The 18,862-nt window shown below is 44.1% G+C and carries 18 protein-coding genes; 2 read left to right on the plus strand and 16 right to left on the minus strand.

Annotation, left to right across the window (positions count from 1 at the left end):
• Window positions 1-40 precede the first annotated feature (40 nt).
• From ACFI6G_RS14825 to yceD, 15 genes are all read right to left on the minus strand, one after another.
• Complete coding sequence (locus ACFI6G_RS14825) at window positions 41-445, minus strand: hypothetical protein (protein ID WP_010437311.1); 405 nt, start codon at window positions 443-445, stop codon at window positions 41-43.
• Window positions 446-622: 177 nt separating this feature from the next.
• A complete protein-coding gene (gene ptsG / locus ACFI6G_RS14830) occupies window positions 623-2,053 on the minus strand; it encodes a PTS glucose transporter subunit IIBC (protein WP_010437309.1) in 1,431 nt (476 codons plus the stop codon).
• 444 nt (window positions 2,054-2,497) lie between these two features.
• The gene (locus ACFI6G_RS14835) at window positions 2,498-3,265 is read right to left on the minus strand and encodes a TatD family hydrolase (RefSeq protein ID WP_010437305.1); all 768 of its coding nucleotides are present in this window, start codon (window positions 3,263-3,265) and stop codon (window positions 2,498-2,500) included.
• Window positions 3,256-4,221, minus strand: a complete 966-nt coding sequence (locus ACFI6G_RS14840; RefSeq protein WP_010437302.1) for a DNA polymerase III subunit delta' — start codon at window positions 4,219-4,221, stop codon at window positions 3,256-3,258. Before ACFI6G_RS14840 ends, ACFI6G_RS14835 begins: the two co-directional genes overlap by 10 nt.
• 6 nt (window positions 4,222-4,227) lie before the next feature.
• Window positions 4,228-4,860: a dTMP kinase gene (tmk, locus tag ACFI6G_RS14845; protein ID WP_016767656.1), complete on the minus strand. Its 633-nt coding sequence runs from the start codon at window positions 4,858-4,860 to the stop codon at window positions 4,228-4,230.
• A gap of 10 nt (window positions 4,861-4,870) precedes the next feature.
• Window positions 4,871-5,887, minus strand: a complete 1,017-nt coding sequence (mltG, locus tag ACFI6G_RS14850) for an endolytic transglycosylase MltG (protein ID WP_010437296.1) — start codon at window positions 5,885-5,887, stop codon at window positions 4,871-4,873.
• Window positions 5,884-6,708 (minus strand): aminodeoxychorismate lyase, encoded by an 825-nt coding sequence (gene pabC / locus ACFI6G_RS14855; protein WP_010437294.1) that lies wholly within the window; start codon window positions 6,706-6,708, stop codon window positions 5,884-5,886. The genes mltG and pabC overlap by 4 nt, the downstream gene beginning before the upstream one ends.
• Before the next feature lie 104 nt (window positions 6,709-6,812).
• Window positions 6,813-8,057 (minus strand): beta-ketoacyl-ACP synthase II, encoded by a 1,245-nt coding sequence (gene fabF / locus ACFI6G_RS14860; RefSeq protein WP_010437291.1) that lies wholly within the window; start codon window positions 8,055-8,057, stop codon window positions 6,813-6,815.
• 93 nt (window positions 8,058-8,150) lie between these two features.
• Window positions 8,151-8,384: an acyl carrier protein gene (gene acpP / locus ACFI6G_RS14865; protein ID WP_004737381.1), complete on the minus strand. Its 234-nt coding sequence runs from the start codon at window positions 8,382-8,384 to the stop codon at window positions 8,151-8,153.
• A 166-nt stretch (window positions 8,385-8,550) separates the two neighbouring features.
• Entirely contained in the window at window positions 8,551-9,285 is a 735-nt protein-coding gene (fabG, locus tag ACFI6G_RS14870; RefSeq protein ID WP_010437280.1) for a 3-oxoacyl-ACP reductase FabG, read from the minus strand.
• Between the two features lie 25 nt (window positions 9,286-9,310).
• Window positions 9,311-10,234, minus strand: a complete 924-nt coding sequence (gene fabD, locus ACFI6G_RS14875) for an ACP S-malonyltransferase (protein ID WP_016787169.1) — start codon at window positions 10,232-10,234, stop codon at window positions 9,311-9,313.
• 79 nt (window positions 10,235-10,313) lie between these two features.
• Complete coding sequence (locus tag ACFI6G_RS14880; RefSeq protein ID WP_010437276.1) at window positions 10,314-11,264, minus strand: beta-ketoacyl-ACP synthase III; 951 nt, start codon at window positions 11,262-11,264, stop codon at window positions 10,314-10,316.
• 5 nt (window positions 11,265-11,269) lie between these two features.
• The gene (gene plsX, locus ACFI6G_RS14885; protein WP_010437265.1) at window positions 11,270-12,295 is read right to left on the minus strand and encodes a phosphate acyltransferase PlsX; all 1,026 of its coding nucleotides are present in this window, start codon (window positions 12,293-12,295) and stop codon (window positions 11,270-11,272) included.
• A gap of 9 nt (window positions 12,296-12,304) precedes the next feature.
• Entirely contained in the window at window positions 12,305-12,475 is a 171-nt protein-coding gene (rpmF, locus tag ACFI6G_RS14890) for a 50S ribosomal protein L32 (RefSeq protein WP_004737376.1), read from the minus strand.
• Window positions 12,476-12,523: 48 nt separating this feature from the next.
• On the minus strand, window positions 12,524-13,051 hold the full coding sequence (gene yceD, locus ACFI6G_RS14895; RefSeq protein WP_010437250.1) for a 23S rRNA accumulation protein YceD: 528 nt from the start codon (window positions 13,049-13,051) through the stop codon (window positions 12,524-12,526).
• Between the two features lie 149 nt (window positions 13,052-13,200).
• On the opposite strand from yceD, the gene ACFI6G_RS14900 reads away from it, so the two are divergent.
• The gene (locus ACFI6G_RS14900) at window positions 13,201-13,782 is read left to right on the plus strand and encodes a Maf family protein (RefSeq protein WP_010437248.1); all 582 of its coding nucleotides are present in this window, start codon (window positions 13,201-13,203) and stop codon (window positions 13,780-13,782) included.
• Between the two features lie 247 nt (window positions 13,783-14,029).
• Here ACFI6G_RS14900 and rluC read toward each other — a convergent pair whose 3' ends face one another.
• Window positions 14,030-14,974: a 23S rRNA pseudouridine(955/2504/2580) synthase RluC gene (gene rluC / locus ACFI6G_RS14905; RefSeq protein ID WP_016783818.1), complete on the minus strand. Its 945-nt coding sequence runs from the start codon at window positions 14,972-14,974 to the stop codon at window positions 14,030-14,032.
• Between the two features lie 618 nt (window positions 14,975-15,592).
• Between rluC and rne the strand changes: the two genes are divergently transcribed.
• Window positions 15,593-18,760, plus strand: coding sequence for a ribonuclease E (rne, locus tag ACFI6G_RS14910; protein WP_171343588.1), 3,168 nt, complete (start codon window positions 15,593-15,595; stop codon window positions 18,758-18,760).
• The last annotated feature ends 102 nt before the right edge of the window (window positions 18,761-18,862 follow it).

The raw sequence follows: 18,862 nt of genomic DNA on the forward strand, positions 1-18,862 counted from the left end.
GATGCTGGCCTTTTCATTCTAAAAACGGTGTAAGTTCATTTTAGAACTTATAAGTCACACCCAGTGCACCACCGACTTGTAACTCAACACCTTTATACATGTCGAGTTCAGGATGAACTTGTGCGTACGCATTCCAACCTTCGTAGAAATTCACTTTCACGCCTAAAGGTACTCGCAAACCAAAGTCATCATTCCATTCAGCCCACGCACCTGCACCGACATACCAGCTCAACGGAGCTTCCGTCTCAAACTGACCACGCTTCCAAATGTAGTCAAATGCAGCGCCGTCATTGCCAATAGTTGCGCGATACTTCTGATCAAACTCCACAACGACACTTAGGTCTTGGTCAATAGCGAGACCAACTTCTAAATCTGGAGCTTCAGAAGCATGGGCAAACGAGACCCCGCTGCAACACATAAGGCCGATCAAGTAACGATGTTTCATAATATTCTCAGACTGTTTTAAAAAACGATAGGTTACATGAATCACAAACAGTGGTGTCATCGTAAAGTTAAAGATAGCAGATTGAGCTCACAGAGATTAAACGTATCAAGATCTTTCATAGAGCAAAAAACCAAAAAGGAGGCCTAAAGGCCTCCTTTCAATTTATTGAATCAGTGATTAACCGTTGTTACGGATCCACTCATCCATGTCTGTCTTAAGGTTGTCAGACTTAGTACCGAAGATAGCTTGTACGCCACCAGCTACTACGACTACACCAGCAGCACCTAGTTTCTTCAGTTTGTCTTGGTCAACAATAGCTGTATCAGCAACTGCAACACGTAGACGAGTAATACAAGCGTCAAGACCAGTGATGTTAGCTTTACCGCCAAATGCAGCAACTAGCTCACCAGCAAGTTCAGAACCAGTAGCAACTGACTCTTCTTCAGTTTCGTCTTCACGGCCTGGAGTTTTAAGGTCAAGAGCTTTAATCACAGTGCGGAATACGATGTAGTAAATCGCAGCGTAACCAATACCACATACAACCATTAGACCCATCTTAGACGCATTGCCAGATAGAACTAGGAAGTCGATTAGACCGTGAGAGAAAGATGTACCGTGTACAAAACCTAGAGTGTTCGCAAGAACGTAAGCAGAACCAGCTAGTAGAGCGTGGATTGCGTACAGTACAGGAGCAACGAATAGGAATGAGAATTCGATTGGTTCAGTGATACCCGTTAGGAATGAAGTCAACGCAGCAGAAGCCATGATGCCCATTACTTTAGCGCGGTTTTCAGGTTTAGCCGAATGTGCAATTGCGATTGCAGCAGCAGGTAGACCGAACATCTTGAACATGTAACCACCAGCTAGCTGACCGAAGCCATTGCCCGCAGCACGAGATGCGTCATCAGCAACTAGGTAACAAGTAAGAACACCGTTTTGAGTTTCACCAGCTGCGTTTACACAAGTACCAGCTTCGAAGAAGAAAGGTACGTTCCAAACGTGGTGAAGACCAAATGGAATCAGAGAACGCTCAACGATACCATAAATACCAAACGCCACTTGTGGGTTTTGGTGAGCTGCCCAATCAGAGAACGCAGAGATAGCGCCGCCAACTGGTGGCCAAACTACAGAAAGTAGGATTGCTAGACCAATCGCAGAGAAACCTGTGATGATTGGCACAGCACGCTTACCAGCGAAGAAGCCCAGGTATTCTGGTAGTTGAATACGGAAGAAACGGTTGAATGCCCAAGCAGCAACACCACCGACTAGGATACCACCTAGTACACCAGTATCGATTTTATCAACGCCCATTACACCGGCCATTACGCCTAGTGTAGCAGTCATGATGCCGTAACCAACGATAGCAGCTAGACCCGCTACACCATCGTTGTTAGTAAAGCCAAGTGCCACACCTACTGCGAACAGTAGTGCCATTTGACCGAATACTGAACCACCAGCTTGTTCCATTAAGTTTGAAACAATTTCTGGAATGAAAGGAAGGTCTGCTGCACCGACACCTAGCAAAATACCCGCAACTGGTAAAACTGATACTGGTAGCATCAGAGACTTACCAACTTTCTGCAGGCTAGCAAAAAGGTTCTTAAACATGTTTATGCTCCTGATAAAGATAAAATAATTATATGGGTTCTAACGGCACACCCCCGTAGCCTTTATGTTAGCACCCTGCGAAAATGTAACCATGTATTGCATTATATTTTCTGCCGCTAAATATATATTGATGGGGAACTAACTTTCTAGTCACTTACGAAATTTAGTTTCAAAACACGTCTTGGATCACATGTCAAATCTAGAAATGCAATCCTTTACAAGAGCCTAATACATTGAAAAATAAATATATTTTTTGAAGGTCTTATTATTTTACTGAGTGAATAAAATAGGAGTGAATGTTATTTTTAGTAACAAAATTACAAATGTTATAAATGGCCCTCTCAAGTTCAACATAATTCGTAAACATTAAAAAAAAACGCACTTTTGGTGATCAAAAACACAAAAAGGGAGCTTTCGCTCCCTTTTATTTACTTACGTAGTTTTTTATCGCAAAAAAAGTTTTTGGTAATTTCTGGTCGTTTGTTCAGCAACCTCTTTCATCGATAAACCTTTCAATTGCGCGATATATGCGGCAACTTCTACTACATATGCAGGCTGATTCTGTTTGCCACGATATGGAATTGGTGCCAAGTATGGAGAATCAGTCTCAATCAATAGCCTATCGAGAGGCAGATTCTTGACAACCTCCTTCAGTTCTGTGGCCTGTTTAAAGGTAACAATTCCTGAAATTGATATATAAAAACCTAACTCCATCGCTGCTTCAGCGAACGATTGATCTTCAGTGAAGCAGTGAATAACACCGCCACACTTTTCAGCACCGCCATCACGTAAAATAGCCAACGTGTCTTCACGAGCGTTACGAGTGTGAATGATTAATGGCTTATTAAGCTCTACAGCGAGCTCTACATGTTGCTTAAATCGTAGTTGCTGTAGCTCTGCAGTCTCAGGCTGATAGTGATAATCAAGGCCAGTTTCACCAATCGCCACAACCTTTGGATTACTCGCATACTCGCGCATTCTTTCTAAACAGAAATCGCTTTCTACATCGAGAGGATGAACACCACAAGAGGCTTTCACGTTATCAAACGGTGCGATCATATCGAGCATATTTTCGAACGAATCTAGTGTCACACCAACAGAAAGCAGCTGCTCAACGTTTGCTGCTTTTGCCTTGTTAACGACATCTTCTACACTAGTGTGTAAATCTTGGTAATCTAGCTTGTCTAAATGACAATGGGAATCTACGAACATGTTTCCTCGCAAGTGGCAATTAGCCAATTCATTATGAGTAGCTCCGTATTGAGCCCAGGGTGTTGTTTTAACTGCTCAATCAATGTCAGCAGTTTATTCGAGGCGGCATAAGCACTTTGGTAAGACATCACCTCAAACAGTGCTTTCGCACCTGGTGTAATAGCTTTATTGGTCAAGCCGAAATGCAGCTTCTGTACATCGGAGAGTAAATGCCATAACCAACCAAGTTGAATCAAAGGGTCTTTACCAAGCTCTGTAGAGAATTTTAACATGTCAGGTTGAGTACCTTTGATAACATTCACAAAGCCATCTAGCGCTTTAGTTGAAGTATCAACACCACCTTGTTCAAACATCACCTTTGCTTTTAAAGGCGCGTTGTCATTCAGTGTTAGAACATACGGTGGAACGGCTTTACCCACTTCATTATCTAACCATGCAGAACCAACGTCTAATTGAGGACTCACCACATTAAATTGCTGGCAACGACTTAGGATAGTTGGCATCAAGCGATGGCTGTTACGCGTAGAAAGAATGAAAATACACTTGCTTGATGGCTCTTCCAGCGTTTTTAAAAGCGCATTCGATGCAGATTCGTTCATTGCTTCAGCAGGCTCAAGCAAGATGACACGTACACCCCCTAGCTGTGAAGACTGTTGGGCCCAGCGGTTACTCGCACGCACTTGGTCAACCGTGATCGACTTACCTTCCTTTTCAGGTGAGAGTACATGGAAGTCAGGATGGCTTCCCGACTTCATTAACTCACAGCTATGACAAAAGCCACAAGACTCACTTTCATAATTAGTACACATTAATGACGCAGTAAGTTGGCCAATCAGCGCATCAACGCCAAGCCCTTCCGGCGCATTAACAATAACAGAATTGGGAAAGCGCTCTGCATCGAGACTTTTTTTCCACTCACTCCATACGGGAGCAAGCCAAGAATACACTTCAGCCATGACTACCTACTGTTTATCTAGCCAAGTACTTAGCGCGACTTTAATATCAGCGGCTACTTGCTCAATTTCTTGCTGCGCATTAATCACAAGTACAGAATCATCTTGTTCTGCAATTTCTAGATAGCGCTCACGCGTGCGGTCGAAAAATGAGATGTCCATCTTTTCAATTCTATCAAGCTCACCACGACCTCGAGCACGCTCTAGCCCAACTCTAGGGTCTAGGTCCAAATATAGCGTTAGATCGGGCTTAAAGCCGCCTAGTGTAGTTGCTTTCAGTGATTCCATAGTCGTGCGTGCGATCTGACGACCACCACCTTGGTATGCCTGTGAAGACATATCATGACGGTCACCCAATACCCATTGACCACTGTCGAGTGCGGGCTTGATAACGTTCTCTACTAATTGAACACGTGCTGCGTACATCAGAAGCAATTCAGTCATGTCTTGAAGCTTCTCGCCTTCGTGCTCTTCTTTAACCAATGAGCGCATCTTTTCAGCTAAGACAGTACCACCCGGCTCGCGAGTATTAACAATATTCTCGACACCCGACGCTTTTAATGTCTCAACGATGGCATTGATTGCTGTGCTTTTGCCAGCGCCTTCAAGGCCTTCGACCACGATAAATTTCGACTGATTCATAATTTGTTCTTTATTTGTTTTTTCTTAATTGTTTTAAGTAAGCTCGTACTGCACGGTTATGCTCAGTCAAACTCTTTGAAAATACGTGACCGCCAGTACCACTCGCAACGAAATACAAGTAGTTGCTCTTCTCTGGATTCAACGCCGCGTTGATAGACGCTTTACCTGCCATGGCGATAGGTGTCGGTGGCAAACCACTCATTGTATAGGTGTTGTATGCCGTTGGCGTGCGTAAGTCTTTCTTACGGATATTGCCATCGTAGCTGTCACCCATACCATAGATAACCGTTGGGTCAGTTTGCAAACGCATACGCTTGTTCAGACGGTTAACGAACACAGAAGAAACACGCTCACGTTCTGACGCAACGGCGGTCTCTTTCTCAATGATAGATGCAAGAATTAGCGCTTCGTATGGCGATTTAAGAGGCAGTTTATCCGCTCGATTTACCCACTCTTCATTCACCACGCTCATTAGGTCTCGATGCGCGCGCTTCAACAAATCTAAATCCGTTGTACCGTAGGTGTAGTGGTACGTTTCTGCTAAAAAAAGTCCTTCTAGCTTTTCGTTTTCAATACCGAGCTTTTGAGCGATCTCTTTTTCAGAGGCACCATCCAACGTCTGTTGAATGAATTCGTTATCTTTCAGCTGAACAAGCCACTCATCAAAGCGACTGCCTTCTACGAAAGTAATCGTGAATTGATGCTCTTTCCCTTCGACCAGCACTTGTAGCGCTTGCTCGAGGGTTAAACCAGGCTCAAGCAGGAATGTACCCGCTTTTACGTCTACAAGCTCAGGGTGCAACTTACGGATTAATTTCTCGTAAGGAGAAGCCTCAAAAAGCCCCTCATTAATCAACTGTGCTAAAACACGATTAAAGCTGCTTCCTGAAGCAACTGTCACAACCTGCGGTTTTTCTAATTGAATAACTTGTTTCAGGTTATCTTGTGCTTGATTGTATACATAGAACCCAGCAGCAGCGACTGCGATTAGGCACAAGATAATAAAAATAAATAACTTTTTGATCACGAGTTTAGTTGTCCTTGAAGGCTACGAGTAACGGTTCCAATGTTAAATTGGGTATCACTAATACGGATAACGGGAGCAACCCCTAAAATGGAGTTGGTCATGAAAACTTCGTCAGCTTGCATGAGTTGAGATAAGCAATAATCACTAATTGTAACGGAAAGTTCAGCTTGATTCAGCGCGGTTAACACTTGCTTACGCATAACCCCCTCTACACCACTTTGCGTGAGTTGAGGTGTGTATATCGACTGACCTTTGAGCCAAAATAGATTTGCCATGGTGGTTTCAATCACATTGCCTGAAATATCAAGCACCACACCATCCACTTCATTCGCCTGATCCATTTCATCTTTCATCAAAATCTGTTCAAGACGGTTATTGTGCTTATGGCCAGCAAGCAGCGGACTCAAACCTAGCGCTTGATCACAGATACCGAGTTCAACACCGGAGTCTTGCCACGCTGAATAATGACAGGGGTAATCAAAGATAGTGATGGTTATTGTCGGTTTGACGATATTCTTAGTACTGTAGCCTCGCCCACCGGCTCCACGGCTAACATGCAGCTTAATCCCTGCTTTTTCATTATGAAGAGCGTTATCTTGGATATGTCGAAGCGCATTATCGAGCCAAAGGTTAACCACATCCCAATCAAGTGCGGAAATGCGTAACGCTTTAAGGCAATCATCGACACGACGCTGATGATCGTGAAAATGTTGTATCTCACCATCACTCACGAGCATTGTCGTAAAACAGCCGTCTCCGTACTGAAACGAGCGATCCAAAATATCGATAGTTTGCTGGCTTTCCCCATCAACCCAAAACATGTTTTTCCCCATAAAAAGAAACGGCTCAATGCTAAAGCATCAAGCCGTTTAAAAACAAGTCTAATTGTGACTATCTACGAGTGTTTACGTCTTTAATAAGATGATTAAATCTTTTTGAAGATCAAACAGCCGTTTGTACCACCGAAACCGAATGAGTTACATGCAGCATATTCCATGTTGCTAACTTCACGCGCAGTGTGAGGTACTAAGTCAATATCTAAACCTTCTTCAGGATCATCTAGGTTGATTGTTGGTGGAACAATTTGATCAACCAGAGACATCGCTGTGATGATAGCCTCAGCAGAACCAGCAGCACCTAAAAGGTGACCAGTCATCGATTTCGTAGAAGATACCAATACTTGCTTGCTGCCTGCTTCGCCAAGAGCACGCTTGATGCCCTTAACTTCCGCTACGTCACCTGCTGGAGTCGAAGTACCGTGTGCGTTAACATAACCGATTTGTTCACCAGTAATGCCTGCATCACGCATAGCCGCCTCCATTGCTAATGCACCACCAGAGCCATCTTCACTTGGAGATGTCATATGGTAAGCGTCACCCGACATACCGAAGCCAACTAGCTCACAGTAAATCTTAGCACCACGAGCTTTCGCATGTTCGTACTCTTCAAGAACCATCATGCCAGCACCGTCACCAAGAACGAAACCATCACGGCCTTTGTCCCATGGACGAGAAGCTTTTTGAGGCTCATCGTTACGAGTAGATAATGCTTTAGCCGCACCAAAACCGCCCATACCTAGTGGAGTTGATGCTTTTTCAGCACCACCCGCTAGCATTGCGTCAGCATCGCCGTATGCAATCATACGAGCTGCATGGCCAATGTTATGTAGGCCAGTCGTACATGCAGTAGAAATCGCGATGTTTGGACCGCGTAGGCCACGCATGATAGACATGTGACCAGCAATCATATTCACGATCGTCGACGGTACGAAGAACGGGCTAATCTTACGAGGGCCTTTTTCAGTTAGAGCCTGGTGACCGGCTTCGATCAAACCAAGACCACCAATACCAGAACCAATAGCAACACCCACACGTGGAGCGTTTTCTTCAGTAATAGTTAGGGCTGAATCATCTAAAGCTTGAATACCTGCTGCGACGCCGTACTGGATGAACAAGTCCATCTTACGAGCATCTTTTTTAGTCATATACTCTTCGCAGTTAAAGTCTTTTACTAGACCTGCAAAACGAGTTGAGAAATTGGTTGCATCAAAATGATCGATATTAACGATACCACTTTGACCAGCTAGCAGGGCTTTCCAAGAAGATTCTACAGTGTTGCCTACCGGTGACAACATACCCATGCCAGTGACAACTACACGACGCTTGGACACGATTTTACACTCCGGAGATTGAGGTGATTTAAGATGAGGATAGATGAGTTAGATAAAACACAGGCGGTCGAGGTGACCGCCTGGGAGAGATTATTACTGAGCGCTAGTTACGTAATCGATAGCTGCTTGAACAGTAGTAATTTTCTCAGCTTCTTCATCTGGGATTTCAGTGTCGAATTCTTCTTCTAGAGCCATTACTAGCTCAACTGTGTCTAGAGAATCTGCACCTAGGTCATCAACGAAAGAAGCTTCGTTTTTAACTTCAGCTTCGTCTACACCTAGCTGTTCAACAATGATTTTCTTTACGCGTTCTTCGAGGTTGCTCATTTTTTCTTTTCCTTTACAGAGTTCGCTTTATGCGATGTTTTCCGTAGTTTATTCAATCTATTGAAAGTTGCAAGGTCAACTTTTCTGGTCAAACCACAATTTTCACGATTTTAACCGAAATTACGTATGATCTTGACTTAAATCATGCACAAATGTTGCACATAATTTACACCATGTACATACCGCCATTGACGTGAAGTGTTTCACCTGTGATATAAGCTGCCGCAGGTGACGCCAAAAATACCACAGCTTCAGCGATTTCGCGAGGGTCACCTAGTCGACCTGCTGGTACATTCGCCAAAGTTGCTGCACGTTGGTCATCATTTAGCGCTTTAGTCATGTCTGTTTCGATAAAACCAGGCGCTACAGTGTTTACTGTAATGCCACGAGACGCAACTTCACGAGCCATTGATTTAGTAAAGCCAATTACACCAGCTTTTGCAGCTGCGTAGTTAGCTTGACCAGCGTTACCCATAGTACCAACTACAGAACCAACGTTAACAATACGGCCTTGACGCTTCTTCATCATGCCACGCAATACAGCTTTAGACATGCGGAAAATAGGCGTTAGGTTAGTATCAATGATGTCGTTCCACTCATCGTCTTTCATACGCATAAGTAGGTTATCACGAGTGATACCAGCGTTGTTAACTAGAATGTCAATCGCACCAAATTCATCGTTGATGGTTTTCAGTGTAGCAGCAATTGAGTCAACATCAGTGACATTAAGAGCAAGACCTTTACCGTTCTCACCCAGATACTCACTGATTGCAGCTGCGCCGCCTTCAGAAGTAGCTGTACCGATAACTTTAGCACCACGCTCAACTAAAAGTTCAGCGATTGCACGACCGATACCACGGCTTGCGCCTGTAACTAGTGCAACTTTGCCTTCTAAATTCATCATAACTTCTCTATTAAGTGGTTATTTACTTAGCAGCTTCTAGTGATGCAGTGTCGTTAACTGCAGCAGCTGTCATAGTTTTTACGATTCGTTTTGTTAGGCCAGTAAGAACTTTACCTGGACCTAATTCTAGTAGTTTCTCTACGCCTTGTTCGTTCATTGCCTGTACACCTTCAGTCCAACGAACTGGGCTGTATAGCTGACGAACAAGTGCATTTTTGATTTTCGCAGGGTCTGTCTCAGCAATAACATCAACGTTATTGATAACAGGCAGTACTGGCGTATTGAACTCTAGCGCTTCTAGAGCAACCGCTAGTTTGTCTGCTGCCGGCTTCATCAGTGCACAGTGAGATGGCACAGAAACAGGCAAAGGAAGCGCACGCTTTGCGCCGGCTTCTTTACATAGTGCACCAGCACGCTCTACCGCCGCTTTGTTACCTGCGATAACAACTTGGCCAGGAGAGTTAAAGTTAACTGGAGACACAACTTCGTCTTGCGCAGCTTCTTCACACGCTTTAGCAATCGCTTCATCGTCAAGACCGATGATTGCGTACATTGCTCCAACGCCTGCAGGAACGGCTTCTTGCATCAGCTGACCACGTAACTCAACCAATTTGATCGCTTCTTTAAAGTCGATGACACCAGCACAAACCAGTGCAGAGTACTCACCTAAGCTGTGACCTGCTAAGTTTGCAGGTTGCTCTAGGCCAAGCTCTTGCCATACACGCCAAATTGCAACAGACGCTGTTAATAGAGCCGGTTGAGTGCGGAAAGTTTCATTTAGATTTTCTACTGGACCATCTTGAACCAATGCCCATAGATCGTAACCAAGTGCTTCTGAAGCTTCAGCAAATGTCTGTTTTACAACATCATACTGTTCGCCTAGGTCAGCAAGCATACCGATAGCTTGAGAGCCTTGGCCTGGGAATACGATAGCAAACTTGCTCATTGTAATTTTCCTTTAAGCAAAGCAAAAATTGAATAAGGCACATAAGTTATGTGCCTTGTTTGTTGATTTTCGCTTGAGGTTAGAATTTAACTAACGCAGAACCCCAAGTGAAGCCGCCGCCAAATGCTTCAAGTAGAAGCGTTTGACCACGTTTAATTCGCCCGTCACGCACAGCTTCATCAAGTGCTGTAGGTACGGTAGCTGCCGACGTATTGCCGTGCTTATCAAGGGTGATCACCACTTGATCAAGTGACATCGTCAGCTTTTTAGCAGTTGCCGAGATAATACGGTAGTTCGCTTGGTGTGGAACTAGCCAATCAAGCTCTGACTTATCCATATTGTTCGCAGCCAATGTGTCTTTTACCAGCTTAGAAAGCTGAGTTACAGCTACTTTAAATACTTCGTTGCCCGCCATGTGCAGCCATTTGTCTGCATCACCGCCACGCTCTGGTACTTCTAGGCTTAGAAGCTCACCGTATTTACCATCAGAGTATATGTGAGTAGACAAAATACCTGGCTCTTCGCTTGCGCCTACAACCACCGCACCTGCTGCATCACCAAATAAGATGATAGTAGAGCGGTCAGTCGGATCACAGGTTTTTGACAGTGCATCAGCACCAATCACCAAAACATTTTTACACATGCCAGTCTTGATGTGTTGATCAGCAACAGACAATGCATAGACGAAGCCAGAGCATGCCGCAGCCAAATCAAACGCAGGGCAACCTTTGATACCAAGTTTGCCTTGTACCTGACATGCCGAAGACGGAAATGTATGGCTACTGCTGGTTGTCGCAACGATGATTAAATCAATATCTTCTTTGTCGATACCTGCCATTTCAATGGCATTTTCAGCAGCGTAAAACGCCATATCAGCAACGGTTTCGTTTTCCGCTGAAATACGACGCTCTTTAATACCTGTTCTAGCAACGATCCACTCATCGCTAGTCTCTACCATTTTCTCTAAGTCTGCGTTAGTACGCACCTGAGATGGCAAGTAGCTGCCAGTACCTAAAATTTTGCTATACATGAAGACTAATAATGCCTCTCGAGTAAAACCGCTTCCAAACGATCGCTAATGCGGCTGGGGACTTGTCGTTTGACCTCGTGTACTGCTTCACCAATCGCGTTGACGACTGCAGACACATCAGCACTTCCATGACTTTTAATGACAATGCCGCGCAATCCTAACAAACTTGCGCCGTTATACTGGTCGGGGTTCAAGGTTTTTAATTCAGTAAATAGCTCAGAAAACAGCTTTCTGGCAATCCAACCCTTTATTGTTGAAGCCATCATGCGCGTTTTTAGCTTATCAATAAAGAGCTGAGCTGTACCTTCGCACGTTTTTAAGCAGACATTGCCCACAAAACCATCACATACGACGACATCAGCTGCATCTTGAAGTAGTTGATTACCTTCAATATAGCCTATGAAGTTAACGGATTGAGTATTAGCCAACATTTCGGCGCATCGTTTTACAAGGTCGTTGCCTTTAATTTCTTCTGCACCAATATTCAAAATAGCGACGCGTGGAGCTCGCCCTAAATGTTGTTCTGCTAATGCGCTGCCCATCACGGCAAACTGAAAGAGTGAATCCGCATCACTAGATACGTTTGCTCCTAAATCAAGCATCCACGTCCGGTTACCAGAGGCAGTAGGCAAAGCGGAAACCAATGCAGGCCTATCAATACCAGGGAGGAGTTTGAGTCGGAAACGAGACAAAGCCATCAATGCACCAGTGTTACCACCACTCACACAAGCATCAGCCTGTGATTCGGCAACCAGATCGATAGCGACACGCATAGAGCTACCCTGACTATTACGTAAGGCTAGTGACGGTTTTTCAGAATTGGAGATAACTCGGTCACAGTGCTGGATACTCAAACGAGAATCAGGCATTTGACCTAATGAAGATAATTGAGATGTGATCGCGTTTCGATCACCTATGAGAATGACTTTTAGCTCTGGGAAATACGACAGTGCCTGCACGGCGGCAGGCACTGTTACACGGGGACCGAAGTCTCCGCCCATTGCATCAAGCGCAACGGTTAGATTTTGCAAAGGTCAACCTTACTTGTTGATAACCTTTTTGCCGCGGTAGAAACCTTCGGCAGTCACGTTGTGACGTAGGTGAGTTTCACCTGAAGTTGCGTCTACAGAAAGTGCAGCTGTAGTTAGCGCATCGTGTGAACGACGCATGCCACGCATTGAACGTGATTTCTTGCTCTTTTGTACGGCCATTGACCCTACTCCTATGTAAATTCTTAAAGATACTTATTTGTTAATAAGTTACTTCTTCAAGTTTTTTAAAACATCAAATGGATTCGGCTTTTTGTCTTCCTCAATTTCTTCAGGAAGTTCACCAAACACCAAGTTATTTGAGTTAACGCTACATTTCGCATCGTCGTGCATTGCTATTTGTGGCAATCCAAGGATGAACTCGTCTTCAACTAATTGAATCAGGTCTAACTCACCGTACTCGTTCAGATCTACCAAATCGTACTCTTCCGGTGCTTCCTCTTCACTTTTCTCGCTGTAAACAGGAGTATAAGTAAATTGGACATCGCACTCATGCGCGAAAACCTCATTACAACGTTGACACTCTAAATCGACTTCGACGTTAGCTTTACCAGAGATAACGACTAATCGTTGTTCATCAAGCCCAAATGACATTGAGACTTGCGCGTCACGTTTTACGCCTTCAGTTGCTTCGGTTAGACGCTTTAAAAGACTGACTTGGATGATACCATCCATATCGAGTCGTTTTTGAGCCGTTCTTGCCGGATCAACTGTACGCGGTATTTTTTCCTTTTGCATAGGGCGCGAATCTTATCTTCCAAATCATGTTTAGTCAAAGGAAATGGCAAAAAAAATGTACTTTCCTGCCTTTCCTATTCAGAGCATTATGAATAGCAGGACAAGTTACGTTATCCTGAGATAAATGCTTCCGTGAATTGTAAATTAAAATGAGAAATTACCAACTAGTTTTAGCCTCTACCTCACCATTTAGGCAAGAGATCCTCAAAAAACTACACTTAGACTTCATAACAGCCAAGCCTGACTGCGATGAAACACCGTTTCCAGAAGAGACACCTCAGCAGTTAGTGATGCGTTTAGCTGAGACGAAAGCCAAGTCTTGTACAATTGAACAACCAGGATTAGTGATTGGTTCTGATCAGGTTTGTGTGATTGACGATGAGATCATTGGTAAGCCACACACTCGTGAAAAAGCAATTCAGCAACTATCTCGCCAAAGTGGTAAAAGCATCACTTTCTATACTGGACTTTCCGTTTGGAACAGCGAAACCAATAAAGCTGACACGCGTCTCGACACCTTCGTGGTGCATTTCCGCGATCTAACAGAGCAACAAATCATTTCGTATGTTGAGAAAGAGCAGCCTTATTTCTGCGCAGGCAGTTTTATGTGTGAAGGATTAGGCATTGCTTTGTTCAAACAAATGGAAGGCAAAGATCCAAATACCTTGATCGGGTTACCTCTGATCGATTTAGTCGATATGTTAGAAGCGCAAGGAATGAGAGTGCTGTAACAAATACTCTCTCTTTGTTAAGGGTTCCCTACTCCTTCCTTCGTCCGTTTAAGAAACGACGAGAAAGAAAAGTGAAATAAGTAGCGAAACGGTCTTTCAGTAAATTTCGTCATCCTCAAGAGAAGGGATGAGCGAGTTAAGGATCTTCGACAACATATGAAAACAAAAAGGTTGACGATATTCGTCAACCTTTTCTAATTAAAGCTCAGATACTCAATTCACGAAAAATTTGTGAACTCGTATATTTCTAAAGCTTACGTAAACCAGTCAGGGCCTTCTCTAGCCTTTTTTCCATTGGCGCTGAGATATCCATCTTCTCTTCGCTACCTGGGTGAGTAAACTTGATGTTTGCTGCGTGAAGAAACAAACGATTCAATCCAACTTTACCCGTATAAGCATCGAATCGACGATCGCCATAACGGTCATCCCAAGCAATCGGATGACCAGTATACTGAGCATGCACACGAATTTGGTGGGTGCGGCCGGTAATAGGGCTCGCTTGAACCAAAGTCGCGTCTTGGAATTTTTCTAAAACCTTAAAACGAGTTTCAGACGCCTTACCATTTGGGTTAACACGAACAATGCTGTTTACTTCATTTTTCAACAAAGGTGCATTGACCACTTTACAACTGTTCTTCCATTCACCCATCACCAAAGCGAAATAGTATTTCTGAACCGTTTTTTCACGGAACTGCGCTTGAAGATGTCTTAGTGCAGAGCGCTTCTTAGCAACAAGTAGAATGCCAGACGTATCTCTATCAATCCGATGCACTAACTCAAGAAAGCGAGCATCAGGACGAAGTGCACGCAATGCTTCAATCGCGCCAAACTTTAGCCCACTACCACCATGAACAGCAGTACCCGACGGTTTATTAAGAATCAACAGATGATCATCTTCATAAATGATGCACTGTTCTAGTTCAGAAACCTTGTTGAGTTTTGTGCTCGGTATGTTCTCTTCTGTTTTCTCTTCAATCGTTACTGGTGGGATACGAACTAAGTCACCAGCTTTTAGTTTGTACTCAGCTTTAATGCGTTTTTTGTTTACGCGGACTTCGCCTTTACGCACGATTCGATAAATCATGCTTTTCGGGATGTTTTTTAATTGGTTGCGTAAGAAGTTATCAATACGCTGACCAGCCATATCTTCGTCGATGTCGACAAACTGGACTTGGGTTCTAATTTCGCTCATGCGGTTATTGTATCACTGTCACTTTTGATAATTGAGATTTTCTTAGCACTATTCCGCACTAATTTACGCTTAATAGTCTCGAATCAATCACTAAATTGCACTCGAAGTTCTATATTTCTTTGATTCTTCGAACAAAAAAGCATCAAGATTCCTGCAAATTAAAATATCAAATGATAAATTATTTATAGACAGTGAGTTAGAGCTATCAAAACCCAAACAAAAACTGTTTTTTTTACAGCATTCCGACAAAGCAGATTGCTGTGTTTACCGACCGCTGCTATAGTTCACAGCTGCTATCAGTGGTTTGACTATTATTTAAACAGCTAACCATTCATAAGCAAGTAAATGAGTAGATAACTCAGATTAGACAGTGCTGCAATCGGCGTAAGACACGGTCAACTGAGCTCCTTATCGCTCTACTCACGTACACTCATGTTGAGTATTCACCGCCACATCGCGGATCATAGGCTAACTCCCTATGATGACTGACGTGCCCCAGAGCATCCCTCTCCAGCCGGGAGGCTGCACCGATAAAGCCATGGGATCTGGCACCATGAGAAACGAAATAAAGCGATAAGAACAATGATGAAAATAAGAAAAGACAATGAGAATTTCTAAATGAAAAGAATGTTAATTAACGCAACTCAAAAAGAAGAGTTGCGTGTCGCTTTGGTTGATGGCCAGCGACTGTTCGATCTAGATATCGAAAGTCCAGGTCACGAGTCAAAGAAAGCGAATATCTACAAAGGACGTATTACCCGTATTGAACCAAGCCTAGAAGCGGCATTTGTTGATTACGGCGCAGAACGTCATGGTTTCCTCCCTCTTAAAGAAATTGCCCGCGAATACTTCCCTGAAGGTTATACATACCAAGGCCGCCCTAGCATTAAAGAAGTGCTAAGAGAAGGCCAGGAAGTGATCGTACAAGTAGAGAAAGAAGAACGTGGTAGCAAAGGTGCTGCACTGACGACTTTCATCTCTTTGGCAGGTAGTTACTTAGTTCTTATGCCTAATAACCCTCGCGCTGGCGGTATTTCTCGTCGTATCGAAGGTGATGAACGCACTCAACTGAAAGCAGCATTAAGCACTCTTGAACTTCCTCAAGGTATGGGCTTAATCGTGCGTACAGCGGGTGTTGGCAAAAGTGCAGAAGAGCTAGAGTGGGACTTGAATGTTCTATTGAATCACTGGGGCGCTATCAAGCAAGCTTCTGATTCAAACGCAGCCCCTTTCCTTATTCACCAAGAAAGTAACGTAATCGTTCGTGCGATTCGTGACTATCTACGTCGTGATATTGGCGAGATTCTAATCGACAGCAACACTATTTTTGAACGTGCACAAGCGCACATTCAATTAATACGCCCAGATTTCATGAATCGCGTTAAGAAATACGATGGTGAAGTGCCTCTATTCAGCCATTACCAGATTGAAAGCCAGATCGAGTCTGCTTTCCAACGTGAAGTTCGTCTTCCTTCTGGTGGTTCTATCGTAATCGATCCAACAGAAGCTCTGACTTCTATCGATATCAACTCTGCTCGTGCAACAAAGGGCGGCGATATTGAAGAAACAGCGCTAAATACTAACTTAGAAGCGGCCGATGAAATTGCACGTCAATTACGTCTACGCGACCTAGGCGGTCTTGTTGTTATCGACTTCATCGATATGACTCCGGTTCGCCACCAACGCGAAGTAGAAAGCCGTCTACGTGATGCCGTTCGTTTAGATCGCGCACGTGTTCAGATTGGCCGTATTTCTCGCTTTGGTCTTCTAGAGATGTCTCGTCAACGTTTGAGCCCATCACTAGCAGAAGCAAGCCACCACATTTGTCCTCGTTGTACAGGTACTGGTGTTGTTCGTGATAACGAATCTCTAGCACTGTCTGTTCTACGTTTGATTGAAGAAGAAGCCCTGAAAGACAATACAGCGCAAGTACTTGCTGTTGTACCTGTTCCAATCGCTTCTTACCTTCTGAATGAAAAACGTCGCTCAGTAAACCACATTGAGAAGAACCAAGAAGTTAAGATCACTGTTGTTCCTAACTCAGACATGGAAACGCCACACTTTGAGGTTATCCGTGTTCGTGAAGGTGAAGAGTTTGATCTACTGTCTTACCTACTTCCTCAAAAGCTAGATGCGCTTAAAGAAGCGGAAAGCAAAGAACCTGCAGAACAGACTATTCGCCCTAAGAAGCTCGAAGAGCCGGCTCTAAAAGGCTTTGCAGCTCCAGCTCAATCAGCACCGACTCCAGCTCCAAAAGCTGTAGAAGAGAAGAAAGCTGAGCCAGTAACAACTCAAGAACCAGGTCTAATCGGTCGTTTCTTCAAGGCTATCGGTAGCTTCCTATTTGGCTCTTCGACTCAAGAAGAGAAAAAAGAAGAGAAGCAAGAAGAAGAGAAACCTAAAAGCAATCGTAACAACGGTAACCGTCAACGCCGTGATCGTAACGACAACCGCCGTCGTAACCAACGTGGTGACCGTGGCGAACAACGTAACGAGCGTGGTGAACAACGCGGCGAACGTGGTGACAACCGTAACGAAAACCGTGACAACAAACGTCGTCGCAAACCTGCACGTGATGAGAAACCTGAAGAGCAAAAAGAAGCAGCTCCACAGCAAACTCGTCAACCTCGTAAGCCAAAGCAAGATCGTCGCAACAAGCCACGTGATGAGCAGAAGCAACGCGAAGAGCAAGTACCATCTAAATTAGCAGAAGAAGGTCTACAGCTGGCGGCAGAAGCTCAAGCTGACAAGCCTGAAGCGCCTAAGGCAAAACCTGAAGCTAAAGCTGTTAAGATTAAAGAGCGTCGTCAGCGTCGTAAACTGAACAAACAAGTTCGAGTTAAAGACCAACAAGCTCAAGCTGAAGCAGACAACTCATCTAAAGAGCAAGTTGTCGCAAAAGAACAGTCAGTAGCAAAAGAGCAAAAAGTTGCGGAACAAGTAGAAGCAACTCAAGCAAACTCTGAGCAAACTGAACAGGAAGAGCCAAAACAACGTCGTAACCGTCGTTCTCCACGTCATCTACGTGCAAGTGGTCAACGTCGTCGTCGTGGTCGTGATCGTCGCCCTAACCCATTCCGCCTACGTAAAGGTGGCGTAGCTTCTCCTGAGATGGCTATGGGTAAAGTAATGCCTCGCTTCGTACCAAAGCCTCATCACAAACAGGCAAAACCTGAAGTGACTGAAGTTCAAGTGAGTACAGAGACTAAAGTTGCTGTTCAAGAGCAAAATGTTGCTCAAGATACAGCACCACAAAGCAACGTAGTTATGGCAGGTGGCTTTGCGTGTCCTGAACTGGCTATGGGTAAAGTAATCATTCGTCGTGACGATGCTGCTATTATTGAGCAAACTGCAACTCAACAAGTTAACGTTGAAGCTCAGGTAACTGAAGCTCCAGCCGTTATTAAAGAAGCTCCTATCGCTGTTGAAACGACGAAAGTTGAAACTCCAGTAGCAGAAGCTCCTGTTGTAGCTAAACCTGTACAATCAGAAGAAGCAACACCCGTTGTTGAACCTGAAGTCGCTGTTGAAACTCCTAACGCTGAAAGTGTAAAAGTTGAAGAAGTTCCTGTTGTAAAAGCAGAAGCTCCTAAAGCGGCACCAAAGGCTGTGGTTGCTAAAAAGCAAGCAGGTTCACCAATGACTAAAGCGCCGGGTCCTCAAGAGATCAAAGAGATTCAAGTTGTTGCAGCTCCCTTCCGTACTGAGCGTTTTGTACCGAAAGGTGCGGGTAGCCAAGCAGCGTCAAACAAAGCTGGCGCAGGCATGACTAAGCCTCAATACTAATAAGTTTCACGGATTAATCCGTAGATAACACCAAAGGGCTGCTTATTAATAAGCAGCCCTTTTTTATATCTATTCTTCCGATAACTTATAATAGATATATTA

The sequence above is a fragment of the Vibrio sp. PSi01 genome (genome assembly GCF_054960695.1).